This window comes from Bradyrhizobium sp. BR2003, assembly GCF_009720285.1.
GTDB classification, from domain to species: Bacteria; Pseudomonadota; Alphaproteobacteria; order Rhizobiales; family Xanthobacteraceae; genus Bradyrhizobium; species Bradyrhizobium elkanii.
The window spans coordinates 53857-79820 of record NZ_SMYJ01000011.1 but is presented as its reverse complement, the minus strand read 5'-3'; the positions used below and the strand labels follow the sequence as shown (position 1 = coordinate 79820).

Genomic DNA, 25964 nt, shown 5'->3' with positions numbered 1-25964 from the left:
CTCAGATTCCTTCAAACAGTACCGTCGAGAGATAGCGCTCCGAGAATGACGGCACAATCGCCAGAATGGTTTTGCCGGCCGCTTCCGGCCGCTTGCCGATCTGCAGGGCGGCTGCGATCGCGGCACCCGACGATATACCGCCGGGGATGCCTTCGTTGCGCGCCAGCCCGCGCGCGGTCTCGATCGCGGTCGCGCTGTTGACCTTGACGATCTCGTCGATCACAGAGCGGTCGAGGATGTCCGGGATGAAGCCCGCGCCGATGCCCTGGATCTTGTGCGGCGTGTGCTGGCCGCCCGACAGCACCGGGCTCTCTTCCGGCTCGACCGCGACGACGCGCAGTGACGGCTTGCGCGGCTTCAGCACCTGGCCAACGCCCGTGATGGTGCCGCCGGTGCCGACGCCGGCGACGAAGTAATCGATGTTGCCGCCGGTGTCGTTCCAGATTTCCTCGGCGGTGGTGCGGCGATGGATCTCGGGATTGGCGAGGTTCTTGAACTGCTGCGGCATGACCGCGTTGGGCGTCGTGCGCACCAATTCTTCCGCGGTCGCGATCGAGCCCTTCATGCCCTGCGCGGCCGGGGTCAGCACAATCTCCGCGCCGAGAAAGGCCAGCATCCGCCGCCGCTCGATCGACATCGATTCCGGCATGACGAGCTTGAGCCGATAGCCGCGCGACGCCGCGACATAGGCAAGCGCAATCCCGGTGTTGCCCGAGGTCGGCTCGATCAGCACGGTGTCAGCGTTGATGATGCCGGCCTTCTCCATCGCCACGATCATCGCCGCGCCGATGCGGTCTTTCACGCTGGCCGCCGGATTGAAGTATTCCAGCTTGGCGAGGATCGTCGCGTTCACGCCAGACGCCTGCGGCAGTCTGCGCAGCCGCACGATCGGCGTAGAGCCGATCGCATCGACGATGGAGTCAAAGACGCGGCCGCGTCCGGGTTGCACTGCACTCGTTGTCGACGGCGCGTCCATCAAGCGGCTCCTGTAGCGGGATGTGCTGGGAATATGCGGTCTTCTCATTAGAAGCAGCGCATCATGACGCGCAAGTGAGAAACCGCCATGGCGCGAATTCGTTGCATTGCAAAATAAGAACCTACGCAAATAACGTAAAACCTACGCATTTGTGTTGCGACAAGGTCAAACAAATGCGTCTATATACTTTCGTCAGGTGCAGCTCAGAACGCAAAGGAGGTCACATGCCAGCTCTCGCTGAAGTTCTGTCGACCACAGCGTCCAGGCCCGATCCGCGCGGCAGCGATTTGCCGACCTGTCCGGTGTGTGCTGACTCCATGGTGGCGGCGGAAGCCTCCGCGTACCTGTTCGACAATCTGATCAGCTATCTCTGGACCTGCGACAACTGCGGTTACGGGTTCGTGACTAAACACGCGGTGAAACCGATCGTGTGCAATTGATCACACAGCTCATCTTGGAGCGATGTCACCGCGCGCCCAACCGGCGCGCGTTTTCGTTCTGAAGTCCTCGAACGTGCCGTTCTCCACCGCATCGCGGATGCCCTGCATCAGCTGCTGGTAATAGGCGACATTGATTTCGGACAGCAGCATTGCCCCAAGTGTTTCGCCCGATCGCACCAGATGATGCAGATAGGCGCGCGAATAGCCGTTGGCCGCCGGCCACGGGCTCTCTTCATCGAGCGGACGCGGATCGTCGACGTGCCGGGCGTTGCGCAAATTGATCTGCCCAAAGCGGGTGAACGCCATGCCGTGGCGTCCGTTCCGTGTGGGCATCACACAGTCGAACATATCGACCCCGCGCGCCACCGCCTCGACGATGTCTTCCGGCGTGCCGACGCCCATCAGATAACGCGGCCGATCGACCGGGAGCGCCGGCGCGGTCTCCTCGATCATCGCCAGCATCACCGCCTGCGGCTCGCCGACCGCGAGCCCTCCGATCGCGTAACCGTGAAAACCGATGTCGGTCAGCCCGCGCGCGCTGGCGTGCCGCAGATCCGGGACGTCGCCGCCCTGCACGATGCCGAACAGCATGTAGCCGTCCGGCGCCGCCTCGAACGCGCGCTTGGAGCGCTCGGCCCAGCGCAGCGACAGTTGCATCGCGCGCTCGATGTCGGCGCGCTCCGCCGGCAGCCGGACGCATTCGTCCATCTGCATGGCGATATCGGAGCCGAGCAGCCGCTGCACCTCGATCGAGCGCTCCGGCGACAGCTCGACCTTGGTGCCGTCGATATGCGAGCGGAAGGTCACGGCTTTCTCGGTCACCTTGCGCAGCTCCGACAGCGACATCACCTGGAAGCCGCCGGAATCCGTCAACATCGGGCCGCCCCAGCCGGTGAAGCGCTGCAGGCCGCCAAGCCCGGCAATGCGCTCAGCGCCGGGCCGCAGCATCAGGTGATAGGTGTTGCCGAGCACGATATCGGCGCCGGCATCGCGCACCTCGCGCCAATGCATGCCCTTCATCGCGCCCGCGGTGCCGACCGGCATGAAGGCGGGCGTCCGCACGAGGCCGTGCGGCGTGGTCAGGCGCCCGGTACGGGCGGCGCCGTCGGTTGCCAGCAGCTCGAAATGATTGGGAAGATTCATGCGGCTGCTTATTGCGTGTCGCCGGTGCCCGATCAACCCGTCGGATAACGGCCCTCGCGCGACTTCGTGAACACGGACAACCGGCCGGACGCTTGCCTTGCATTATCAGCCCCGTCAAACAAAACGAAACAGTGTCGTTTTATGACGACAATATGGCAACCGGCTTCCGCAGCGACGTCAATCCGCGAACGTGACTGGCAGAGATGGTCTCACCCCCTAGCGCCCGACCCGCCGGCGCCGGCCCTCGGACGACGGCCGCCCGCGCGATCCGGCACGCGGCCCTGCTGTGCGGCCTCGCCTTGGTGCTTTCGGCCTGCAGCTCGCTGCCGCGGATGCCCTACACGGCCGCCGATGCCGCCAATTCGCGGGTGCTCGACGTCGACGGGCTGCGCCGCTATGCCGACGAGCCGGCGTCAAAATTCAAGCTCGAGAAGAGCAACCTCGCCCCGATCAAGACCTACCTCGCCCTCTCCGGCGGAGGCGCCGACGGGGCCTATGGCGTGGGCGTCCTCAACGGCTGGACCGCGGCCGGCAACCGCCCGGCCTTTTCGGTCGTCTCCGGCGTCAGCACCGGCGGGCTGATTGCGCCCTTTGCGTTCCTTGGCCCGCGCTACGACGACACGCTGAAGGAGGTCTACACCTCGGGCATCGCGGAAAGCCTGCTGCAGGATCCGAGCCTGATGCGGGTGCTGTTCGGCTCCGGGCTGTTCGGCAACAAGCGGCTGCGCGAACTGGTGGCGCGTTATGTCGGTCCGGACATCCTGAGCGAGGTGGCGCGCGAAAACGTCAAGGGCCGAAAGCTCCTGATCGTCACCACCGATCTCGACACCCAGCGCACGGTGATCTGGGACATGGGACGGATCGCCGCGGTCGGAACGCCCGAAGCGCTGCAGCTGTTTCGCGACGTGATGGCCGCCTCCGCCAGCATCCCGCTGGTGTTTCCGCCGATCATGATCGACGCCGAGGGTCAGGGCCGGCGCTTCCAGGAGATGCATGTCGACGGCGGCGTCACCGCGCCGGTGCTGACGCTGCCGGACGCGCTGCTGTTCCGCGAGCGCAGTTGGCCCGCCAACGGCCGCATGAACATCTACATCCTCGTCAACAAGAAGCTCGAGGGCAACTTCGAGCTGGTGTCGAACTCGACGATCGACGTCGCCTCGCGCAGCATTTCCGCGATCACGCAGGCGCAGACGCGATCCGTCATCCTCTCGACCTATGATTTCGCCCGGCGCAACCGGCTGGGTTTCCATCTGTCCTACATCGAGCGCGACTATCCAGCGCCGGAAACGCAGGGCTTCGACACCGCCTATATGCGCGCGCTCTACCAGTACGGATACGACAAGGCCGCCGCCGGGCAGGCCTGGACCGCGACGCCCCCGTAAGCGGCCTGCTCCCGATACCGCCGAATGGACGAATCCGCACCGCGCGGGTTATAGACCGGACGAACCGTCCGACGCACAACGAGATGAATGGGCAAATGGGATTGACGGCAACCAAGGCCAAGGTGGCCAAGCGTGGCGTGATCAAGTCACGCGGCGGCCGGCCGACGCGGGACGCTGCGATCGAGCGCGACCAGCGGCTGATCGAGGTCGCCACCCGCCTGTTCCTCGATCGCGGCTTCGATGCGACGTCGATCGATGCGGTGGCCGAGGCCGCCCGCGTCAGCAAGCCCACCGTCTACGGGCAGTATGGCGACAAGCGCGGCCTGTTCGCCGCGGTGCTCCGCCGCGAGATCGCCCGCTGGCTTGCCCCGCTCGCCGCCGCGGCGGCCGAAGCGCAGACTGGCGGCAACTGCGACGGTTCGGTCGAGGAACGGCTGACCGAGCTCGGACGCCAGCTATTGGTGCTGAATTGCAGCGCCGACTCCATCGCCTTCAGCCGGATCCTGACCGCGCAGGCGATCAATTTCCCGGAGGTCGCCAAGCTTGCCGTCCACGAGGGCTGGTCGAAAGCGGTTTCGACCACGGCGGATTTCTTCGACCATCTGGTCGATAAAGGCGTTCTCGATCTTGAGGACACCACGATCGCGGCCGAGACATTCCTCAACATGGTGGTCGGCCACACCCACCGGATGGCGACATTCGGAATTCCGATCGACATGAAGACCGCCGAGACGCGGATGGAAGTCTCGATCCGGCTGTTTCTTGCCGGCGCCGTCGGGCCACAGGACCGGCTTCGCGATGCGGCCAAAGAAACGACGAAGGCGCGCCGCCGCCCGGCCCGCTGACAGTTTTAGGATCGTTGCATCGCCTCACACGTTGTCGTGATGAGCCTTGAACGAAACAGAACGAAACCGTATTGTTTAGTTGCAATGAGACGCGGAACCCAAGTTCAGCCCCCCAACGGTTTCGTGTCGCCTTGTAACTTCGACCGTCACGACGGAGCTGCCGCCATCGCTCCGTCTGAACGTTCGGCGGCCGACCTCTGACTAACAAAGGTCGGCCGCACTTTCTCTGCCCGGGCGGCGGTTCGACGTGACGGATGCGACCATGACGACGCGACGATTACACGCACTGCGGCATTGGGCATTCGGCTCGCTGCTGCTGGCAACCGCGCTCATTGCCTTGCCCTTCGCGACGCCGGCCTACGCGATCACGAGCTCAACTGCCGCGGCGCTCACCCCGCAAGACAACGACAGCGCGCTCGACGTGCACGCGGTTCGCCGCGAGCTCGACAGCTTCCAGGCGGCCCAGATCTCGCTGCGCAAGGCGATGGCGATTGCGGAGGCGCTGCACTCCGGCTCGATCACCGCCGACATCAGCTTCGACGGCGCGTCGGAGCCCGCGGTCTACCGGGTCAAGACCATGCAGCAGGACCGCATCTGGCGCCACGCCATTGACGCGGCGACCGGCGAAGTGGTGGGTGGCGAGGCCGCCGCACCGCTGAAATCACTCGGCGCCGAAGACCGTGACAACCTCGCCGTGCTCAGGGCGCTGCGGCATCGCCTCGCCGACGCTGTGCGGGTGGCCGAGCGCACGACCTCGGGAAAGGCGATCAGCGGTGGCCTGATGCGCGAACGCGGCAAGCTCAATTTCGTCATCGTCGTGCTCGCCGGCAGCGATCTGAAAGAGGTGATCCTCGAACCGCCCGGCGCGCGCAGGCGCTGAGGCCGGCGCGGGACTCGCCAAGTTTCCCTTGCCAAGTTTCCCTTGCCAAGTTTCCCTTGCCAAGTTTTCCCTCGCCAAGTTTTCGCCCAAAAGCCGTTGACGGACGCCGATCTGTCCCGCATAAGTCCGAGCCATGATCGCCGCGACCAAACGCACCAGCAAAACCACCAAGCCCTCCGGGGCCTCGGGAGGCGTGCGCGCGTAGTCGGTCGAATCGCATCATCTCTACCCGAAGCCCCGCCTGATGAAGGTCCGGGGCTTTTTTGTTGCCTGAAATACAACTCGAATGGAGGACAAAGTGAGTAACGATCCCGTCGTCGCGATTGTCGGCGTCACCGGCGCCGTCGGCGCCGAATTCATCGCCACCATGGACAAGCGCGGCTTCCGCGTCGGCAAGCTGAAGGCGCTGGCGAGCGCCCGCTCGGCCGGCAAGACCGTCAGCTTCCGCGGCAAGCCGGTCGTGATCGAGGAACTGACCGAGCGCGCCTTCGAGGGCGTCGACATCGCGCTGTTCTCGGCCGGCAGCGGCATCTCCAGGAAGTTCGCGCCGCTTGCGGTGAAGTCCGGCGCCGTCGTGGTCGACAATTCCTCGGCGTTCCGGATGGATCCGAACGTGCCTCTGGTGATCCCAGAGATCAACGCCAACCGCATCCGGGACCACAAGGGCATCATCGCCAACCCGAACTGCGCCGCCATCACCGCGCTGGTGCCGCTGTGGCCGATCCACCAGAAGAACCGCATCAAGCGCGTGATCATCTCGACCTACCAGGCCGCGAGCGGCGCCGGCGCAGCCGCGATGGAGGAGCTCGTCGAGTCCACCCGAGCCAATCTCAACGGTCAGGTCTACACCCCGAAGGTGATGCCGCACCCCTATGCCTTCAATCTGTTCAACCACAACACCGCTGTTGATCCGGAGACCGGCTACAACGACGAGGAGACCAAGGTCATCAAGGAGACCCACAAGATCTTCGAGGACGAGAAGATCGCGGTCGGCGTCACCTGCGTGCGGGTGCCGGTGCTGCGCGCGCATTGCGAAGCGATCACCTTCGAATGCGAGAAGCCGATCACCGAGGACCAGGTTCGCGCGATCATGGCGCGGGCGCCGGGCGTCAAGGTTGTCGACGATCGCGCCAAGAACTACTTCCCGATGCCGATCGACGCCTCCGGCCAGGACGACGTGCTGGTCGGCCGCATCCGCAAGGATCTCAGCGACCCCAGCGGGCACTCGATCTCGATGTTCGTCGCGGCCGATCAGCTGCTCAAGGGCGCCGCCCTCAACGCGGTGCAGATCGCCGAGCTGCTGCCCGAACGCGCGATGGCGTGAATGCGAGAACCGTCATCCTGAGGAGCCCGCGCAGCGGGCGTCTCGAAGGATGCATCGGCCCCAATCGGACCATCGCCCCTCGAGGGCCGCTGAAGAAGCGGCCGCCTCCAGCGACAACGGCAAAGCCGTTGCGCGGGGGTGACGGTGATAAAGTTGCGCTCGCTGAACTACCCGCCCGCGCGAAACAGCAGGCACGCATCACCGTAGGAGTAGAACCGGTAGCCGTCCCTGATCGCGTGGGCGTAGGCGCGTTGCATCGTCTCGAGGCCGGAGAAGGCCGAGACCAGCATGAACAGCGTCGAGCGCGGCAAATGGAAGTTGGTCAGCAAAATATCGACCGCGCGGAAGCGGTAGCCGGGCGTGATGAAGATCGAGGTTTCCGCCGCAAACGGCTCGATAGTCCCGTCGGCATTGGCGGCGCTTTCCAGCAGCCGCAGCGACGTGGTGCCGATCGCGACGATCCGGCCGCCTCTTGCGCGCGCGGCATTCAGGGCGGAAGCGGTCTCGGCGGAGATGCAGCCCCATTCGGCATGCATCTTGTGCTCCGAGGTCTCCTCGGTCTTCACCGGCAGGAACGTCCCTGCCCCGACATGCAACGTCAGGCGGTGCAGCTCGACGCCGCGGCTCTTCAGCGCGGCCTCCAGCGCGGGCGTGAAATGCAGCCCCGCCGTGGGCGCTGCGACCGCGCCTTCATTGGCGGCGAACATGGTCTGGTAGTCGCTGAGGTCCTGGTCGTCAGGTGTGCGCTTGGAGGCGATGTAGGGCGGCAGCGGCGTGGCCCCGACATCGGCGATCGCCTGGTCGAGCACCGGACCATGGAATGAGAACGACAGCGTCACCTCGCCCTCCTGCCCCTTGGTCTCGACCTCTGCATCGAGATTGCCGAGCAGGCAGACCTTGCCCTCATTGCCAAAGCGGATGGTATCGCCGTGGCTGAGCTTCTTCGCCGGCTTCACCAGCGCCTGCCAGCGCGAGCCGTCGAGCCGCTTGATCAAGGTCGCCTCGATCTTCGGCTCGGTGTCGCGCCCGATCCGGCGGCCCTTGAGTTGTGCCGCGATCACCTTGGTGTCGTTGACGACGACCTGATCGCCTGGCTCCAGCCACTGCGGCAGGTCGGCGATCGCGGCGTCACGCAGCACGCCGTCCGGATGCACCACCAGCATCCGCGCGGCATCGCGCGGGCTCGCGGGGCGAAGCGCGATGCTTTCCGGGGGGAGTTCGAAGTCGAAGAGATCAGTGCGCATGGTTCTACGTTGTCATTCCGGGGCACGCGCAGCGTGAACCCGGAATCTCGAGATTGCGGCGCGAGATTCCGGGTTCGTCGCTGGCGCGACGCCCCGGAATGACGGTCAAGTCCTTACGTCGCGTCGACGGCCATGCGCGCCTTGACGATCTTGTCCGGATCCTTCACCGGCTCGCCGCGCTTGATCTTGTCGACGTTCTCCATGCCCTCGGTGACCTTGCCCCAGACGGTGTACTGGCCGTTGAGGAACGAGGCGTCGTCGAAGCAGATGAAGAACTGGCTGTCGCCGGAATCCGGATTGGCCGCGCGGGCCATCGAGGCGGTGCCGCGGACATGCGGCTCCTTGTTGAATTCGGCCTTCAGCTTCTTGCCGGAGCCGCCCATGCCGGTGCCCTGCGGACAGCCGGTCTGCGCCATGAAGCCGTCGATCACGCGGTGGAACACGATGCCGTCGTAGAAGCCTTCGCGCACCAGCTCCTTGATCCGCGCGACGTGGCCGGGCGCGAGATCCGGGCGCATCTCGATCGTGACCGGGCCCTGGGTGGTTTCGAGGATCAGAGTATTTTCGGTAGCAGCCATGCTCGCTTCTCCTGGCTTCGGGGTGGATACTTCTTATTCCTGAACGGGATTGCGAATGGGCGGCCGGCCACCGCGCCGCCGAGACTCTCGGTAAATGGCAACGGCGTGCAGCGTTGCAACGTCTCCATCACCGCGACCCGGTATGCAATCCGGTCGTTGTCGGTCGCCTCCTGCGATTCATAGCTGATCCTGGGATGTCCGAGGATCGCGCCCTCGCGGTTGAAGCTGACAATGACGGTGATGTCGATCGGGCCGGCCTTGTCCGCCGGCGGCGGCCGCCAGCAGCGGTGGATGGCAAGAACGACGTCCTTGATCGTATTGAGTTGCTCCGGCTCAGCCGCCGCTGAGCCGGTCAGCGCGAGCCACACCAGCAGCGGCGCGGCGAACCAGGCACATGGTTTGCTGCGCGCCGCCATCGCGGATCACTTGATGTCGGATGCGACCTGCACCTTCACCATCTTGTCGGGATCGGTGACGGCGCCGCCAGGCGAGCCAGCAGACGCCTTCTTCAGCTTGTCGACCACGTCCATGCCCTGCACCACCTCGCCGATCACGGTGTACTGGCCATTCAGGCTCGGTCCATCGGCGAACATGATGAAGAACTGCGAATTGGCGCTGTCAACGCTGTCGCCGCGCCGGGCCATGCCGACGATGCCGCGCTTGAACGGGACCTGGGAGAATTCCTGCTTCAGGTTCGGATATTTCGAGCCGCCGGTGCCGTTGAAGTTCTGGCCGTCGCCGGTCTGCGCCATGAAGCCGTCCATCACGCGATGGAACGGCACGTTGTTGTAGAAGCCCTCGCGCGCCAGCTGCTTGATGCGCTCGGCATGCTTGGGCGCGATGTCGGTGCGCAGCTTGATGACGATGCGGCCCTTGGTGGTGTCGATCACGATCGCATCGGCCTTGTCGAGATTGGCCGGCAGCGGCTGCGCGACCGCGGGCACGACGCAGAGCAGCGCGGCAACGAATGCAAGAATGCGGATCATGGCAACTCCGGAGCTTTAACGTTGGGGTGTGGCAGGCCGCCGGGATCAGCCGGCGAACTTGGCCTTCAGGCTAGCGGCAACCGATGACGGCACGAATGCAGAGAAGTCGCCGCCCATCTGGGCGATTTGGCGCACCAGTGTGGCGGTGATCGGGCGAACCGCGACCGACGCCGGAACGAACACGGTATGCACCTCGGGCGCCATGGCCTCGTTCATGCCGGCAAGCTGCATCTCGTAATCGAGATCGGTACCGTCGCGCAGGCCGCGAATCATCAGCGTAGCCTTGGCCGCGCGCGCCGCCGCGACCGTGAGATTGTCATAGGTCGTGCTCTCGAAGGCGCAGCCCGCCTGCTGGGCGATGGGGCCGAACACCTCATGGACCATGGCCAGCCGTTCCTCGGTGGAAAACAGCGGCTTCTTGCCGGGATGGACGCCAATGGCGACGATCAGGCGGTCGCAGAGGAAGACGGCCTGTTTCACCACGTCCAGATGGCCGTTGGTGACGGGATCGAAGGAGCCGGGATAGATCGCGATACGGGACATGGTCCCTCCTAACCCGCCCGGCTCTCCCCGGCAAGCCGCCCGGGTTCCATCGCCTGCTCGAAACAAATTTCCAGTCGTCCAGTGAACGAGTCCTGGGATGCCAGCGTCTACGGGGTGAATGTTTCGTCGGCCGTTGGCGGACGAAACAAAACCGGCCCGCGACGAAACCATTTCCCAGGGTGGCGAAGACACCAGGAAACTTGCCGCCGGTAGACCTTGGACAACGAAACGACGGGCCCGGGCGGCCCGATCAACTAGGGACCGTCATGATCAAGGCACTTTCCGCCATCGCTGTTGCCGCGTTCATTGCCGCCGCGCTCACCGTGCTGCCGGGCTTTGCGCCGCAGGTCGAAGCCTCCACCCCGCAGCCGCTGGCCAAGAGCGACCGTCTCGACGTCCACCCGGTCGGCAAGGACTGCTCGCAGCAGGCCTGGCCGAATTTCGAGACCTCGTGCCTGCGCACCGCCGGCAACAAGACGGTGGTTCGCGAAGCCCGCTTGGTCACCGCCGACCGTACCCCGTAGCGCGTATTCGAGCGAAATCGGTCGTCAGCCTGGCGTAAGGTCGGGCCGTCACACAAAACCCAATGGTAATTTGCGACGTCCCGTCGCAGACTATCGTCTAAGGCGCCCGGCCGGATGACCTGGCGCGCGCAAGACATCGGGGGATTGCCGTGACGAGTACGCCCGCCATCGTTTCTTCTGGCCACCCCCCGTCCAGTCCGATCCCGGTTGCCGTCACGCTCGGTGCCCTCGGGGTCGTCTACGGCGACATCGGCACCAGCCCCCTCTACGCCCTGAAGGAAGCCGCCAAGGCCGCCACCCATGGCGGTCCGCTCACCGAGAGCGCGGTGCTCGGCGTGGTCTCGCTGATCCTGTGGGCGCTGATCCTCATCATCTCGATCAAATACGCGATGCTTATCCTGCGCGCCGACAACCGCGGCGAAGGCGGCATCGTCGCGCTCTTGGCGCTGCTCTCGGCGCGCAACGCGGCGCCCGGCACCTGGCGCGCCCACCTTCTTGTGGTCGGCCTGATCGGCGCCGCCCTGCTCTATGGCGACGGCGCGATCACGCCGGCCATCTCGGTGCTGTCGGCGATCGAGGGCCTCAAGGTCGACGCGCCCTCGCTGACGCCTGCGGTGGTGCCGATCACCGTCGTCATCCTGATCGGCCTGTTCATGATGCAGAAGCAGGGCACGGGCTTCATCGGGAGGATCTTCGGCCCGGTGATGCTGTTCTGGTTCGCCGTGCTGGCAGCGCTCGGCATTCACGGCATCGTCAAGGCGCCCGGCGTGCTGGTTGCGCTGAGCCCGCTCTATGCATTCGATTTCCTGATCCATCAGGATTTTCACGTCAGCTTCGCCATCCTCGGCGCCGCGTTCCTCGCGGTGACCGGCGGCGAGGCGATGTATGCCGACATGGGACATTTCGGCCGCTTTCCGATCCGGCTCGCCTGGTTCGCCGTCTGCCTGCCCGCCTTGGTGCTGAACTATTTCGGCCAGGCCGCGCTGTTGATCACCGATCCGACCGCGATCGAAAACCCGTTCTTCCAGCTCTCGCCGGACTGGTCGCATTACCCGCTCGTCCTGCTTGCGACCATTGCCACGGTGATCGCCTCGCAGGCCATCATCTCGGGTGTGTTCTCGCTGACCCAGCAATCGATCCAGCTCGGCTTCCTGCCGCGCATGCACATCGAGCACACCACGAGCGATGCGATCGGGCAGATCTACGTGCCGCTGGTAAACTGGCTGCTCGCCGCCGGGACACTCGGCGCCGTACTCGCCTTCGGCACCTCCGACGCACTCGCCGGCGCCTACGGCATCGCGGTGTCGCTGTTGATGGCGATCACCACGCTGCTTGCAGCGCTGGTCGCGATCCAGTGGGGCTATTCGCCGATCATCGTGATCGCAGTGAACGGGTTCTTCTTCGTGATCGACGCGATCTTCTTTGCGGCGAACTCGACCAAGCTGTTCGAAGGCGGCTGGTTCCCGCTGCTGCTCGCCGCAGCGGTGGCCTTCCTGATGCTGACCTGGCGCGGCGGCGTGAAACTGGTCGAGACGGCGCGCAGCAAGCTGCGTCAGCCGGAAGAAGATCTGATCGAGACCGCGGTCAACAAGTGCCACAGCCGGCTGCCGGGCACCGCCATATTCCTCGCCTCCGCCCCTAACGGCGTGCCGCTCGCCTTGACCCAGTTCGTCAAGCACAATCACGTGCTGCACCAGCGCGTGCTGCTGGTCACCGTCCAGATCGAGGAATCCCCGCGCATCTCGGACGAGGATCGCGTTGTGGTTCACGACGTCACCCCGGGCATCATCCGGGTTATCCTGCGTTACGGCTTCATGCAATATCCGACCATTTACGAAGGGCTGAAGCTCGCCTGCCGCCAAGGCAAACTGCCCGGTCTGCGTCTGACCGATGTGACCTACTACATCGGCCGCGAGACCATCATCCCGCGCGAAGACGTTCCGGGCATGTGGGTGTGGCGGGAATCGCTGTTCGCTTTCCTGCAGCGCAACGCCGAGCGGTCGGCGGCGTTCTTCGGCGTGCCGACCGGACAGGTCGTGGAGTTCGGGACCGAGATCGAGATTTGATCTCGCCGCCTGCGTAGGCTGCGTAGCCCGGATGGAGCGAAGCGCAATCCGGGACAATCGAAACCGCACCGCAAGCTCCCGGATTTCGCTACGCTTCATCCGGGCTACGGCATTTGCAAATGTCCGACGATCCGCCTCTTCAGCTTAAGCCGCGCCTGGCGATTTCGATCGACCAGGCGCAGGCGATCATCGATCGGGTAGCGCCAGGCTCGCGCGTGGCAGGCATCACCGAGCTGCGCGGCGGCGAGATCGGCACGATCCACGAGATCACGCGGGCGGGCGCGCCAAGCTGCATCCTCAAGGTCTACCCCGCCCAGCTGCAATGGAAGATGGCGAAGGAGGTCTATGTCCTCGGTCTTCTGCGCGACGCCGGCATTGCCATTCCGCGCATCCTCATAGCCGACGACAGCCGCGCGCTGATCGACTTCAATTTTGTGCTGATGAGCAAGCTCGACGGCGTCGTGCTCGGCAACCGCGAGCCGGCGCTGACGGATCAGGAGCTGTTTTCGATCTACGCCGCCATGGGCACGGCGCTCCGCCATATCAATGGCATCACGCTCGACAGCTTCGGCTATATCGGTCCGCACGGCGTCTGGACGTCGCACCCGACCAACCGCGCCTACATGTCCGCGCAGTTCGAGCGCAAGCTGGCCGAGTTTTGCACGCGCGGCGGGGATGAAGCGCTGGCCGCGCGGCTGCGGGCCAGCATCCTGGCGCGCAGCGTCCTGCTCAACGCAGCCGACACGCCCCGCCTCTGCCACTATGACTTCCACGCCGGCAACGTGCTGGTGACGCCGGAGGGGCAGCCGCGTCTGACCGGCATCGTCGATTTCGAGAATGCTACCGCCGGCGATCCGCTGATGGACATCGCGAAGGCGCTCTATTACTTCACGCCGAAGGACGCGCCGAAGCGCGACGGATTGCTCGCGGGCCACGGCACAAGCGACCGGCCGGACTGGGAGGCCACGATCACTCTCTACCGGCTGGCCTCGACGCTCGAGCTCTGGTGCTGGTTCGCACAGATCGGGAAAGCGGATGCGCTCCCTAACGTCACGAGGGAGCTGGAGAGCGCCGCGCAGTCCCTTGCGTAGCCCGGATGGAGCGGAGCGCAATCCGGGACAAGTGACGCCGCGTTGACCGCCTCTGGATTTCGCTTCGCTTCATCCGGATAGGAAGCTAGACCTTGTTTACCACTTAGGCGTGGTTTAGGCTTTTCGCTCACGCTGGGGTTTACTATGGTTTGGAAGATCGTCGCGCTTGTTTACGCGTTTTTCTGCTTCTACGCTGTTTTTGATGCCACATCCTACGCGACCACATTTCGCATTATCGGCCTGGCGTTCTACCTGGGTGGGTTGATCGGCCTCTTCGTGTTTGCCTTCAAGAAGCGCTTCCTTTCGGAACGATTTTGGAGGTCCTTCATGGTTCTTTATGTCGGCTACACGGCGATCGGCCTACTGCTGGGTGTCGGGACAGTGATCGCCGCGCATGGCGTTCGGACCTATCTCGTCGCCATCGCGATGAGCCTCGCATTCCAATTCCCGATCATGCTGAGCCTGTGGCGACTTTCCTTTCCAACCAGTCAACCGGGGCTGCCACGCTTCGGTGAAGCGGCCGCTCCCTGAAACCGTTGTCGCGTCGCAAGCCTCCCCGGATTTCGCTTCGCTTCATCCGGGCTACAGGGAATTAAATCGAAACGGCGGCGCTAGCCGCCGTTGCCGTTCTCGCCGTTTTCCTCTTCTGGAATGTGCTCGACCGAGACCACGTGCTCGTCCTCGGCGGTGTCGAACACGATCACGCCCTGGGTCGAGCGGCCGGCGACGCGGATGTCGGCGACCGGGCAGCGGATCAGCTGGCCCTTGTCGGTGACCAGCATGATCTGGTCGGCGTCCTCGACCGGGAACGACGCCACCAGGTTGCCGTTGCGGTTGTTGACGCTCATCGCGACGATGCCTTTGCCGCCGCGGCCGGTGGTGCGGTACTCGTAGGACGAGGTCCGCTTGCCGTAGCCGTTGACGGATACGGTCAGCACCACCTGCTCGGCCGCCGACAGCTCGGCATAGCGCTCCTGCGACAGCTGGATCGCATTCGCGGTCTCCTCGCCCTCGGCCTCGACCGGCTCCTCGGCCGCGGCTTCGCCGGCCACGGCGCGGCGCATCTTCAGGTACGCCGAGCGCTCGTCCGAGGTGGTCTCGACATGGCGCAGGATCGCCAGCGAGATCAGCTTGTCGGCCTCGGCGAGCGCGATGCCGCGCACGCCCATCGAGGTGCGGCCGGTGAAGACGCGCACATCGGTGACGGGGAAACGGATGCACTGGCCGCCGGCGGCGGTCAGCAGCACGTCGTCATGCTCAGTGCAGATCTGCACGTCGACGATCGCCTCGCCTTCCCCGAGCTTCATCGCGATGATGCCGGAGCGGCGGACGTCGACGAAATCAGACAGCTTGTTGCGGCGAACCGTGCCGCCGGTCGTCGCGAACATCACGTCGAGATTGGCCCAGGAGGATTCATCCTCCGGCAGCGGCATGATCGTCGTGATGCGCTCGCCCTGCTCCAGCGGCAGGATGTTGATCAGCGCCTTGCCGCGCGCGTTCGGCGCAGCCATCGGCAGCCGCCAGACCTTTTCCTTGTAGACCTGGCCGCGCGACGAGAAGAACAGCACCGGCGTGTGCGTGGAGGCCACGAACAGCCGCGAGACGAAATCCTCGTCGCGGGTCTGCATGCCGGCGCGGCCCTTACCGCCGCGGCGCTGCGCCCGGTAGGTCGACAGCGGCACGCGCTTGACATAGCCCGCATGCGACACGGTGACGACCATGTCCTCGCGCTGGATCAGGTCCTCGTCCTCGACCTCGCCTTCCTGCTCGATGATCTCGGTCTTGCGCGGCGTGGCGAACTGCTGCTTCACCTCGGCGAGTTCGGTCTTGACGATGCCCTGCACGCGCGCACGCGAGCGCAGGATGTCGAGATAGTCGGCGATCTCAGCGGCGAGCTTGTCGAGCTCTTCGGAAATCTCGTCGCGCCCCAGCGCGGTCAAGCGCTGCAGCCGAAGGTCGAGGATGGCCCTGGCCTGCTCCATCGACAGCCGCAGCGTGCCGTCCTCGTTGATGCGATGCCGGGGATCGTCGATCAGCGTGATCATCGCCTCGACGTCGCGCGCCGGCCAGTCGCGCGACATCAGGGCCTCGCGCGCGGTGTTCGGATCGGGCGAGGTCCGGATGACGCGGATGATCTCATCGATGTTGGCGACCGCGATCGCAAGGCCGACCAGGATGTGGGCGCGGTCGCGCGCCTTGCCGAGCAGGAACTTGGTCCGCCGGGTCACCACCTGCTCGCGGAACGCGACGAAGATGGTGAGCAGGTCCTTCAGATTCATCGTCTGCGGACGGCCGGAATCCAGCGCCAGCATGTTGGCCGGGAAATTGGTCTGCAGCGGTGTGAACCGGTAGAGCTGGTTCAGCACCACGTCGGGCACCGCTTCGCGCTTCAGTTCGATGACGACGCGATAGCCGTCGCGATCGGACTCGTCGCGCAGGTCCCCGATGCCCTCGATCTTCTTCTCTTTGACGAGATCGGCGATGCGCTCGACCATCGTCGCCTTGTTCACCTGATAGGGAATCTCGGTGATGACGATCGCTTCACGGTCCTTGCGGATGGTATCGATCGTCACCTTGCCGCGCATCACGATCGAGCCGCGGCCGAGATGGTAGGCGCTGCGAATGCCCTGGCGGCCCAGGATGACGCCGCCGGTCGGGAAGTCCGGTCCGGGAATGATGTCGATCAGTTCGTCGATCGTGAGCGCCGGATTGTCGATCAGCGCCACGCAGGCGTCGACGACCTCGCCGAGATTGTGCGGCGGGATGTTGGTCGCCATGCCGACGGCGATGCCGCCGGCGCCATTGACCAGCAGGTTCGGGAACCGGGCCGGCAGAACTGACGGCTCCTTCTCGGAGTTGTCGTAGTTCGGCTGGAAATCGACGGTTTCCATGTCGATGTCGGCCAGAACGGCAAGCGCCGCCCGGGTCAGCCGCGCTTCGGTATATCGATAGGCGGCCGGCGGATCGCCGTCGACCGAACCGAAATTGCCCTGGCCGTCGATCAACGGCACGCGCAGCGAGAAATCCTGCGCCATGCGGACCATCGCGTCGTAAATCGACTGGTCGCCATGCGGGTGATATTTACCGATCACGTCGCCGACGACGCGCGCGGATTTCACGTATTTCTTGTCCGGCGTATGTCCCTGCTCATGCATCGAATAGAGGATGCGCCGGTGCACCGGCTTGAGCCCGTCGCGCGCATCGGGCAGCGCACGCGACACGATCACGCTCATCGCGTAATCGAGGTAGGACTTCTTCATCTCGTCGAGAATGGAAACGGGACGAATATCTGAGGGTCCCGGCGGCTCGCCGGGCTTTTGGTCGTCGTTATCGGACAAAGGGGAAATCCGGTCAGTTCTACTGAGGAATCATATAGCCCATCGGAGGCCTGATAACCACCCTTGCGCGGCTCCGGCAAGCCGTTTTTCCGTTCGTTTTTTCATGCACTTACGGGTGGAGCGCCGAGGTTCCGGCTGCCTGGTCGGGAAGCGCGTGGCGAATGGCGAATAGCGGATGGAATAATCCCCTATTCGCCACCCGCCATTCGCTACTTGTCTCTCCCGTCAGTGGCCGAAGACCACCGCGTGCATGATCCGCCCGGGGATGAAGGTGAACAGTCCGGCGATGAGCAGTGCGCCAAAGAAGATGCCGATCATCGTGAACCTGTGGCGGCGGACATTGTGGCTCCGTGCGGCCGTGACGCCGAGCGCCAGCATGGCGAGCGAGAAGATCGACAGCAGGTGGATTGGGCTCCAGGGACCGACCAGCTGGATCTGATGGATCCAGAACGAGCTTCCGGCGACCGCCAGCATCAGGATCACCCAGATCCAGCCCAGGGTCCGGTGCGGCAGTATGCCCTTGGGGGCGGCGAGCTGGATGGAGCCGAGCACGAAGGCGGCCATCGCGGCAAAGGCGTGGAGCGGGATCGCAGGCGCGGCGTCGAGCGATGGCGCGAGGCTCATGATGGCCGGCCCTCGGGTGAAGCTCGCGGCCAAGCGTCAAATGCCGCATGCCAATGTAAATATCATTTACATCAGGCTGTGTCAAAGTCCAGGGAACCCGCATCCCTTTACGTCGAACCACCGACGTTCTGACAGAGACTTACCGAGTTATCCTCATATTCCACACGAGGAAATTGCTGCTCCGGATCGCAACAACCGTTCCGGGAAATGATCTTCACGGAACGGCGCCTGACGGAATCGACGGAAGCGCGACCGTTGCTCAGAACGGGATGTCGTCGTCCATGTCGCTGTTGCGGCTGCTGCCACCACCCGCGGCGACGGCGCGGCGCGGCGCCGAGCTGACCGGTCCGGCCGAACCGAAATCGCTGCCGCCATCATCGGAAAAGCTGCTGCCCCCACCGCCACGCCCGTCGAGCATGGTGAGGTTGGAGTTGAAGCCCTGCAGCACGACTTCGGTCGAGTACTTCTCGACGCCGCTCTGGTCGGTCCATTTGCGGGTCTGCAACTGACCCTCAATGTACACCTTGGCGCCCTTCTTCAGATACTGCTCGGCGACCTTGCAGAGGCCCTCGTTGAAGATCACGACGCGGTGCCACTCGGTCTTTTCCTTACGCTCGCCGGTGCCCTTGTCGCGCCACGTTTCCGAGGTGGCGATGGAAAGGTTTGCGATCGGACGGCCGTCCTGCGTCCGCCGGATTTCCGGATCCTTGCCGAGGTTTCCCACCAGGATCACCTTGTTCACGCTTCCTGCCATCGCATCATCTCCACTCAAAAACCGGGCGTCCGGACATTCGGCCGCCACTCTCAACCTTCGCCACTTACGTCGCAGGCGTCGTGGATGACCCTATACGCCGGTGCCGGCTCGTCGCCTTTGCCGTCGCGCGGTTATCCACGGATATCGGGATATAGCACCGGATCCGGCATCGTTCCAGTTTTGTTCGCCACAACCATCCGTAGAAGCGGCCAGTGCCGTCAGAGCGGCAGCCGACCTCGGCGCAGGCCGACGCCCGGCAGCAAGATTTAGAAAAACAACAAACAAATCAGCGGCTTGCTTTATCGATACTTCTCCCGCGAGTGTTGCATTTGGGAGACTGCGTTTGCGGTTGAATCAGCGTATAGCTCCAACCATGGCGCGGGCGCTCGCGTCTGGGATCGTGCTTCGGGACCGTTTGGAAGCCGATCGGGGTGCTGGGGGATTGATAATGAAGAAGTTTTTGCTCGGTACGGTTGCTCTGATTGCGTTTGCTGCGCCTGCCGCGGCTGCCGATCTCGCTGCGCGCCCCTACACCAAGGCGCCGCCGCCAGTGGTTGCCCCGATCTATGACTGGACCGGCTTCTACATCGGCGCCAACGGCGGCTGGGGCTCGAGCCACAATTGCTGGGACCAGCTCCCGGCCGGCATCTTCCTCGCATCAGATGGTTGCCATGATGCAACCGGCGGCGTCGCCGGTGGCCAGATCGGCTATCGCTGGCAGGCCGGCACCTGGGTGTTCGGCCTTGAAGCGCAGGGCGACTGGGCTGACCTGAAGGGCAGCAACAACAGCGCGATCTTCCCGGGCCTGTTCACCAACCAGTCCAAGATCGACGCGTTCGGCCTGTTCACCGGCCAGATCGGTTACGCCGTCAACAACGTGCTGCTCTACGCCAAGGGCGGCGCGGCGCTGACCGACAACCGCTTCAACACCTACTTCACCCCGACCGGCGTGCTGGTCGGCAGCGCCAGCGACACCCGCTGGGGCGGCACCGTCGGCGCCGGCATCGAAGTCGGCTTCGCGCCGAACTGGACCGCAGGCATCGAATACGACCACCTGTTCATGCAGGACAAGACCTACAACCTGATCGCTCCCAACGGCACGCTGAACAGCACCATCCGTGATCGCCAGGACGTCGACCTCGTCACCGTCCGCGTGAACTACAAGTGGGGTGGCCCGGTCGTCGCGCGCTACTGATCGCGCAGACCGATTGATCCAGACGAAAGGCCGGCCTCGCGCCGGCCTTTTTGTTTGTGCGCCGGCTTTTTCGTTGCGTGTGCACGTGCACCTCACCGAGGCCGTTTTCAGTGCATTGTGGTTTCCCGGATACACAACTTCCGGCATTTCTCTGTAGAAGCACCAGCACGTCACGCGACACTGCTGTGACGCTCTCTTCAAAATCTTTGAAGGGACAACAAGAAAATGGGACTGGGACTTTGAAAATGAGGACTGTTTTGCTGGCGTCGGCCGGCATGCTTGTACTGAGCGCTTTTGCACCGGCGATGGCCGCCGACATGGCGGCGCGCGCCCCCTACGTGAAGGCTCCGCCGCCGGCCGCGATCTACAACTGGACCGGTTTCTACGTCGGCGGCTTCGGCGGCTACGCCAGCGAGAACTCCGGCACCCCGAGCATGGAAGGCGGCTTCGGCGGCGGCACCGTCGGCTACAACTGGCAGGCCGGCAACATCGTGTACGGCCTCGAGGTCGACGCTGCAGGTGCTGACATCGACGCGTCGGTCTCCGCGCTCGGCGTCACCGCCCGCAGCAAGATCAACTCGCTCGGCACCGTGCGCGGCCGCCTCGGCTTCGCCGTCGACAAGGTGCTGTTCTATGGCACCGGCGGCTACGCCTGGGCCAACAACGAGGTCAGCGTCACCGCCCTCGGCGTGACCGCCTCGCAGAGCAACTTCCACTCCGGCTGGACCGTCGGCGCCGGCGTCGAAGCGTTCATCGCGCCGCAGTGGTCGATCAAAGGCGAATACCTGTATCGCAGCCTCGACAGCGAGAACTATTTCGGCGTGCCGTCCGGTACGCTCGAGCTGCACAGCGCCCAGTTCGGCGTGAACTATCACTTCGGCGGCCCGATCGTCGCCAAGTACTAAGATCGATCTGCGATCAGATCACGCGGAAAGGCCGGCTTCGCGCCGGCCTTTTTGCGTAAGAGCGTTTTTGAGCGAAGTGGATTCCGGTTCGCGTCAAGAAAACACGCCACAGCAGGAATCTGGAGCCCCCGTTCCGATTCCATCGGAACGGCAAAAGGCTCTGGCGGAACCGGCGCTGCTGACGGCTGCTGCCATCAGGCAAACTATCCGTTGATGGACGCGACTCAGCACTGGAAATTGTTGGCCGTTCTTCCTACGTTCCAGTCTTCACACCCCATCGGCGCAAGGTCCCGGCATCACCGGCGATGCGCGCCCAAAAGGCGCCCAAGCATGCGCCCGGAACTGTCGCTATGGATGAAGTGCTCAAGGCGAAGCGCCAACAGAACGCCGGCTCCTCATCGCGCGCCATCACGATCCGTGGCGCGCGCGAACACAATCTGAAGAACATCGACGTCGAGATTCCCCGCGACAAGCTCGTGGTGTTCACCGGCCTGTCCGGCTCCGGCAAGTCGTCGCTCGCGTTCGACACCATCTATGCCGAGGGCCAGCGCCGCTACGTCGAGTCGCTGTCGGCCTATGCGCGCCAGTTCCTCGAGATGATGCAGAAGCCGGATGTCGACCAGATCGACGGCCTGTCGCCGGCGATCTCGATCGAGCAGAAGACCACATCGAAGAACCCGCGCTCCACCGTCGGCACCGTCACCGAGATCTACGACTACATGCGCCTGCTCTGGGCGCGCGTCGGCGTGCCCTATTCGCCGGCCACCGGCCTGCCGATCGAGAGCCAGATCGTCTCGCAGATGGTCGATCGCGTGCTGGCGCTGCCGGAAGGCACTCGCCTCTACCTGCTGGCGCCGGTCGTGCGCGGCCGCAAGGGCGAGTACAAGAAGGAACTCGCCGAGTATCTCAAGAAGGGCTTTCAGCGCGTCAAGATCGACGGCACCTTCTACGAACTGTCCGAGGCGCCCGCGCTCGACAAGAAATTCCCGCACGACATCGACGTCGTGGTCGACCGCATCGTGGTGCGTCCCGACCTCGCCCAGCGCCTCGCGGAAAGCTTTGAGACCGCACTGAAGCTCGCCGAGGGCCTCGCCGTGATCGAGTACGCCGACGCCCCGGCAGCGGCCGCGCAGGACGACAAGAAAGAGGACAAGAAGAAGACCGCGAAGATCCACGACAAGAGCGGTCCCGAGCGCATCCTGTTCTCGGAGAAATTCGCCTGTCCGGTCTCCGGCTTCACGATCCCCGAGATCGAGCCGCGCCTGTTCTCGTTCAACAACCCCTATGGCGCCTGCCCGGCCTGCGGCGGCCTCGGCGTCGAGCAGCATATCGACGAGGACCTGGTCATCCCCGACAAGGAGCTGACCTTGCGCAAGGGCGCGATCGCGCCCTGGGCGAAATCGTCTTCGCCCTATTACATCCAGACCCTGACCGCGCTCGGCAAGCACTACAAGTTCACGCTCGACACCAAGTGGAAGGACCTTACCAAGAAGGTCCAGAACGCGCTGCTGCACGGCTCCGGCGACGACGAGATCAAGTTCTCCTATGAGGACGGTGTCCGCTCCTACGACACCAAGAAGCCGTTCGAGGGCGTCATCACCAACATCAACCGCCGCTACCGCGAGACCGAGAGCGAGTGGGCGCGCGAGGAGCTCGGCAAGTATTTCTCCGACGTCCCCTGCGAAGCCTGCAACGGCCACCGGCTGAAGCCCGAGGCGCTGTGCGTCAAGATCGGCGGCAAGCACATCGGCGAGATCTCCGAGCTCTCGGTGAAGCGCGCCGGCGAATGGTTCGAGACGGTGCCGGAGGCGCTGAACGCGCAGCAGAACGAGATCGCGACGCGGATCCTGAAGGAGATTCGCGAACGCCTGACCTTCCTGCTCGACGTCGGCCTGAACTATCTGACGCTGTCGCGCTCGTCCGGCACGCTGTCGGGCGGCGAGAGCCAGCGCATCCGCCTCGCCTCGCAGATCGGCTCCGGCCTCACCGGCGTGCTCTACGTACTGGACGAGCCGTCGATCGGCCTGCACCAGCGCGACAATGCCCGCCTGCTCGACACGCTGAAGCGGCTGCGCGACCTCGGCAACACCGTGGTCGTGGTCGAGCATGACGAGGACGCCATCCGCCTCGCCGATTACGTGCTCGACATCGGGCCCGGCGCCGGCATGCATGGCGGCCACATCGTCGCCGAGGGCACGCCCGACCAGATCATGCGCAACCCGAAATCGCTGACCGGCAAGTATCTCACCGGTGAACTTTCGGTGCCCGTGCCCGACCGGCGGCCGCCGAACCACCGGCGCACCATCAAGGTCGTCAACGCCCGCGGCAATAACCTCAAGAACGTCTCGGCCGAGATCCCGCTCGGCCTGTTCACCTGCGTCACCGGCGTGTCCGGCGGCGGCAAGTCGACGCTGCTGATCGACACGCTGTACCGCGCCATCGCCCGCAAGCTGAACAATGCCAGCGAGGGCGCCGCGCCGCACGACCGCATCGAGGGCCTCGAGCACATCGACAAGATCATCGACATCGACCAGTCGCCGATCGGCCGCACGCCGCGCTCCAACCCCGCGACCTATACCGGCGCCTTCACGCCGATCCGCGAATGGTTTGCCGGCCTGCCCGAGGCGAAGGCGCGCGGCTACGAGCCCGGGCGCTTCTCCTTCAACGTCAAGGGCGGCCGCTGCGAGGCCTGCCAGGGCGACGGCGTCATCAAGATCGAGATGCACTTCCTGCCCGACGTCTACGTCACCTGCGACACCTGCAAGGGCAAGCGCTACAACCGCGAGACGCTGGAGGTGCTGTTCAAGGGCAAGAGCATCGCCGACGTGCTCGACATGACCGTCGAGGAAGCCGCCGAGTTCTTCAAGGCTGTGCCGCGCGTGCGCGAGACCTTCCAGACCCTGCACCGCGTCGGCCTCGACTACATCCATGTCGGCCAGCAGGCGACGACGCTGTCCGGCGGCGAAGCCCAGCGCGTCAAGCTGGCCAAGGAGCTGTCAAAGCGCGCCACCGGGCGCACGCTCTACATCCTGGACGAGCCGACCACCGGCCTGCACTTCCACGACGTCGCCAAGCTGCTCGAGGTGCTGCACGAGCTGGTCGCCCAAGGCAATACGGTGGTGGTGATCGAGCACAATCTCGAAGTCATCAAGACCGCCGACTGGGTGATCGACCTCGGCCCCGAAGGTGGCGACGGCGGCGGCGAGATCGTCGCCTGGGGCCCGCCGGAGGACATCGTCAAGGCGCCGCGCAGCTACACCGGCAAGTTCCTGGCCCCGGTGCTGAAGAAGGCGAACAGCAAGCCGAGGAAGAGCAGCGCGAGCGAGGCTGCGGAGTAGCAGGCGTGCCTCTGTAGATATATGTCGCGAGCTACCGGGGATCGACGTGTGCCGCTGGCGCGCCGGACCGAACTTCGCCATCCGCGTCGAACGCGTCTCTCAAGAATCCGGCCAAGCCGGTGAGATCGCGCGTGACAATTCGCGGTATGACGGAAGGCCAGCCGGCGGGCTTGAACTGGGTCATGAGGCTGACTTGGTAGCCCGTATGAGCGAAGCGACATGCGGGGTTTATCGGCCGGACAGCTTGGCTGCTCCCGCATGTCGCTTCGCTCATGCGGGCTACAATGTCGGGACAACCTCGCGCGCTACACCGCCCAGTAGTTCGGGTGGGTATACGATCGCGAGCGGTCGCCCCAGTCGAATTCGTCGCCGTCGAACTCCGACGGCCCGGACCTCAAGTCGTCCAGCGTAACCTCGACCTCGAAGGCCTGACGCGCGGGATCGAATCTCAGCGCGGTCCATTTAACTGGATAGTGGTGGTGGGTACTCAGCACGCCGCCGGTCTTGATGATGGCGTAGGCCACCGTGCCGCTCAGCTTGTCGAGCATCAGCCGCTCGATCGAACCAAGCTTGGCGCCGTCGCGCCCGTAGACGCAGACGTGCTCAACCCGGTCACTGGGCACCAAGGTATGATGCATGGCATCCTCCCTGTTTTCCCTTATCGAACGTGCATTATAGCACCGGCCCCGGCCGGATGTGCAGAGATCGTGGGGCGAATTAGCAGGTGGCCCCCGATCAGCGAAGCGATATCCGGGGACCTCTTGTCAACGACGACGGCTGGTCCCGCGCTCATGCGGGCTACGGGCCGCACCTGCTCCCTCCGACTGAGAAGCGCCCCCGGCAAGAAAGCGGCTGGCGGCGGCGGTCATCAAGCCATCGGACAAATCCGGCTGCGCCTTGATCCAGCGCAAAGTCCGCGACGGACTCTTCGTCTACGAATTTATTTAGTCTTCTGCGTGGATCAGTACCATGATCATCGACATTCTTTCCCGAGAGCACCGCAACATCGAGCGGCTGCTGAACGTTCTTGAGCACGAGCTCGATATCTTCGATCATGCCGGCCGGCCGGACTACGAGGTGATCGGCAGCATCATCGCCTATTTCGAGGTCTACACAGAACTCTACCATCACCGCCAGGAAGATTTGATTTTCGCCAAGCTCGAGTTGCGCGATCCGGCTGCCGCCGCGAAAATGGGTGATCTCGCGCGCGAGCATCAAAAGGGGTCGGATCGTCTGCACCACGTCGCGCATGCTGTCGCCAATGTGCGCGCAGGGGGCGAGATCTTGCGCAAGACCGTCGACGCCATCATCCGCGACTTCCTGGCGCACGAGCGGCGCCACATCATGATGGAAGACCGCGATTTCTTCCCGGCCGCGGTCAAGGCACTGACGCCGCAAGACTGGGCCGAAATCGCGTCGACCCTCTCCCCGCACAAGGATCCGCTGTTCAGCGATGCGACCGAAGCGCGGTTCGACGTGCTGCGCAACCACATCCTGGAGCTGGAGAAGGAGGCGGAAGCCGAGCGGCATTAGCCGACATGTCAGGCGGCGGCCGGCACATTGATCCACACCTCACGAAATTGCAGTCCAAACCATTTCCGGAGAATTTTGTGAGGGCAAAGAAGTCCGGCGCGGCCTGCGTCATTGGCGGTGTCACTCTCGCCGTCGCCCTGCTCGCGACACCGGCAGCGCCTGTCTGGGCGCTCGACGGCGACCCGATCGCGGGTCAGGCCATTTTCCAGCGGACCTGCGTGAACTGCCTTTCGCTCGACGTCGGCGTGAACGAGG

At 64.5% G+C, this 25964-nt stretch carries 24 protein-coding genes; 13 read left to right on the top strand and 11 right to left on the bottom strand.

Features of this window, described 5'->3' with window-relative positions; genetic code table 11:
• Position 1 precedes the first annotated feature (1 nt).
• Entirely contained in the window at positions 2-976 is a 975-nt protein-coding gene (cysK, locus tag E2I15_RS06685; RefSeq protein WP_137480797.1) for a cysteine synthase A, read from the bottom strand.
• Positions 977-1200: 224 nt separating this feature from the next.
• On the opposite strand from cysK, the gene E2I15_RS06680 reads away from it, so the two are divergent.
• Complete coding sequence (locus E2I15_RS06680; RefSeq protein ID WP_026192745.1) at positions 1201-1416, top strand: hypothetical protein; 216 nt, start codon at positions 1201-1203, stop codon at positions 1414-1416.
• Between the two features lie 9 nt (positions 1417-1425).
• Here E2I15_RS06680 and tgt read toward each other — a convergent pair whose 3' ends face one another.
• Entirely contained in the window at positions 1426-2559 is a 1134-nt protein-coding gene (gene tgt / locus E2I15_RS06675) for a tRNA guanosine(34) transglycosylase Tgt (RefSeq protein ID WP_137480798.1), read from the bottom strand.
• A gap of 332 nt (positions 2560-2891) precedes the next feature.
• On the opposite strand from tgt, the gene E2I15_RS06670 reads away from it, so the two are divergent.
• From E2I15_RS06670 to E2I15_RS06655, 4 genes are all read left to right on the top strand, one after another.
• Positions 2892-3941 carry a patatin-like phospholipase family protein gene (locus E2I15_RS06670; protein WP_246668214.1) on the top strand — a complete coding sequence of 350 codons (1050 nt, stop codon included), beginning with the start codon at positions 2892-2894 and terminating at the stop codon, positions 3939-3941.
• Positions 3942-4036: 95 nt separating this feature from the next.
• On the top strand, positions 4037-4786 hold the full coding sequence (locus E2I15_RS06665) for a TetR/AcrR family transcriptional regulator (protein WP_137480800.1): 750 nt from the start codon (positions 4037-4039) through the stop codon (positions 4784-4786).
• A gap of 262 nt (positions 4787-5048) precedes the next feature.
• The gene (locus E2I15_RS06660) at positions 5049-5666 is read left to right on the top strand and encodes a PepSY domain-containing protein (RefSeq protein ID WP_137480802.1); all 618 of its coding nucleotides are present in this window, start codon (positions 5049-5051) and stop codon (positions 5664-5666) included.
• A 286-nt stretch (positions 5667-5952) separates the two neighbouring features.
• Entirely contained in the window at positions 5953-6990 is a 1038-nt protein-coding gene (locus E2I15_RS06655) for an aspartate-semialdehyde dehydrogenase (protein ID WP_028340740.1), read from the top strand.
• 167 nt (positions 6991-7157) lie between these two features.
• On the opposite strand, the gene queA is transcribed toward E2I15_RS06655, so the two are convergent.
• The 5 genes from queA to coaD all read right to left on the bottom strand — a co-directional run bounded on the left by queA (position 7158) and on the right by coaD (position 10341).
• Positions 7158-8234: a tRNA preQ1(34) S-adenosylmethionine ribosyltransferase-isomerase QueA gene (queA, locus tag E2I15_RS06650; protein ID WP_137480804.1), complete on the bottom strand. Its 1077-nt coding sequence runs from the start codon at positions 8232-8234 to the stop codon at positions 7158-7160.
• Between the two features lie 113 nt (positions 8235-8347).
• Positions 8348-8812 carry a peptidylprolyl isomerase gene (locus E2I15_RS06645; protein WP_028332094.1) on the bottom strand — a complete coding sequence of 155 codons (465 nt, stop codon included), beginning with the start codon at positions 8810-8812 and terminating at the stop codon, positions 8348-8350.
• On the bottom strand, positions 8788-9228 hold the full coding sequence (locus E2I15_RS06640; protein WP_137480806.1) for a UCP034077 family protein: 441 nt from the start codon (positions 9226-9228) through the stop codon (positions 8788-8790). The genes E2I15_RS06645 and E2I15_RS06640 overlap by 25 nt, the downstream gene beginning before the upstream one ends.
• Positions 9229-9234: 6 nt before the next feature.
• On the bottom strand, positions 9235-9798 hold the full coding sequence (locus tag E2I15_RS06635; protein ID WP_028332096.1) for a peptidylprolyl isomerase: 564 nt from the start codon (positions 9796-9798) through the stop codon (positions 9235-9237).
• A gap of 45 nt (positions 9799-9843) precedes the next feature.
• Entirely contained in the window at positions 9844-10341 is a 498-nt protein-coding gene (gene coaD / locus E2I15_RS06630; protein ID WP_137480809.1) for a pantetheine-phosphate adenylyltransferase, read from the bottom strand.
• A gap of 266 nt (positions 10342-10607) precedes the next feature.
• Here coaD and E2I15_RS06625 point away from each other — a divergent pair, with 266 nt between their 5' ends.
• From E2I15_RS06625 to E2I15_RS06610, 4 genes are all read left to right on the top strand, one after another.
• Positions 10608-10865 carry a hypothetical protein gene (locus tag E2I15_RS06625; protein WP_137480811.1) on the top strand — a complete coding sequence of 86 codons (258 nt, stop codon included), beginning with the start codon at positions 10608-10610 and terminating at the stop codon, positions 10863-10865.
• Between the two features lie 167 nt (positions 10866-11032).
• On the top strand, positions 11033-12931 hold the full coding sequence (locus E2I15_RS06620) for a potassium transporter Kup (protein WP_170991650.1): 1899 nt from the start codon (positions 11033-11035) through the stop codon (positions 12929-12931).
• A 119-nt stretch (positions 12932-13050) separates the two neighbouring features.
• Positions 13051-14022, top strand: a complete 972-nt coding sequence (locus E2I15_RS06615) for a phosphotransferase family protein (RefSeq protein ID WP_137480813.1) — start codon at positions 13051-13053, stop codon at positions 14020-14022.
• Positions 14023-14166: 144 nt separating this feature from the next.
• Complete coding sequence (locus E2I15_RS06610) at positions 14167-14553, top strand: hypothetical protein (protein WP_137480814.1); 387 nt, start codon at positions 14167-14169, stop codon at positions 14551-14553.
• Between the two features lie 80 nt (positions 14554-14633).
• Here E2I15_RS06610 and gyrA read toward each other — a convergent pair whose 3' ends face one another.
• The 3 genes from gyrA to E2I15_RS06595 all read right to left on the bottom strand — a co-directional run bounded on the left by gyrA (position 14634) and on the right by E2I15_RS06595 (position 18738).
• Positions 14634-17360 (bottom strand): DNA gyrase subunit A, encoded by a 2727-nt coding sequence (gene gyrA / locus E2I15_RS06605; RefSeq protein WP_137480816.1) that lies wholly within the window; start codon positions 17358-17360, stop codon positions 14634-14636.
• 225 nt (positions 17361-17585) lie between these two features.
• On the bottom strand, positions 17586-17984 hold the full coding sequence (locus E2I15_RS06600; RefSeq protein ID WP_137480968.1) for a DUF2306 domain-containing protein: 399 nt from the start codon (positions 17982-17984) through the stop codon (positions 17586-17588).
• A 259-nt stretch (positions 17985-18243) separates the two neighbouring features.
• Positions 18244-18738, bottom strand: a complete 495-nt coding sequence (locus E2I15_RS06595) for a single-stranded DNA-binding protein (RefSeq protein ID WP_057018508.1) — start codon at positions 18736-18738, stop codon at positions 18244-18246.
• A 448-nt stretch (positions 18739-19186) separates the two neighbouring features.
• Here E2I15_RS06595 and E2I15_RS06590 point away from each other — a divergent pair, with 448 nt between their 5' ends.
• From E2I15_RS06590 to uvrA, 3 genes are all read left to right on the top strand, one after another.
• Positions 19187-19933 carry an outer membrane protein gene (locus E2I15_RS06590; RefSeq protein ID WP_137480818.1) on the top strand — a complete coding sequence of 249 codons (747 nt, stop codon included), beginning with the start codon at positions 19187-19189 and terminating at the stop codon, positions 19931-19933.
• A gap of 245 nt (positions 19934-20178) precedes the next feature.
• Entirely contained in the window at positions 20179-20838 is a 660-nt protein-coding gene (locus tag E2I15_RS06585) for an outer membrane protein (protein ID WP_137480820.1), read from the top strand.
• Positions 20839-21188: 350 nt separating this feature from the next.
• Entirely contained in the window at positions 21189-24176 is a 2988-nt protein-coding gene (gene uvrA / locus E2I15_RS06580; RefSeq protein ID WP_137480822.1) for an excinuclease ABC subunit UvrA, read from the top strand.
• 305 nt (positions 24177-24481) lie between these two features.
• Here uvrA and E2I15_RS06575 read toward each other — a convergent pair whose 3' ends face one another.
• Positions 24482-24814, bottom strand: a complete 333-nt coding sequence (locus E2I15_RS06575; RefSeq protein ID WP_137480824.1) for a PRC-barrel domain-containing protein — start codon at positions 24812-24814, stop codon at positions 24482-24484.
• A gap of 331 nt (positions 24815-25145) precedes the next feature.
• Between E2I15_RS06575 and E2I15_RS06570 the strand changes: the two genes are divergently transcribed.
• The gene (locus E2I15_RS06570) at positions 25146-25709 is read left to right on the top strand and encodes a hemerythrin domain-containing protein (protein ID WP_137480827.1); all 564 of its coding nucleotides are present in this window, start codon (positions 25146-25148) and stop codon (positions 25707-25709) included.
• Positions 25710-25964: the final 255 nt, after the last annotated feature.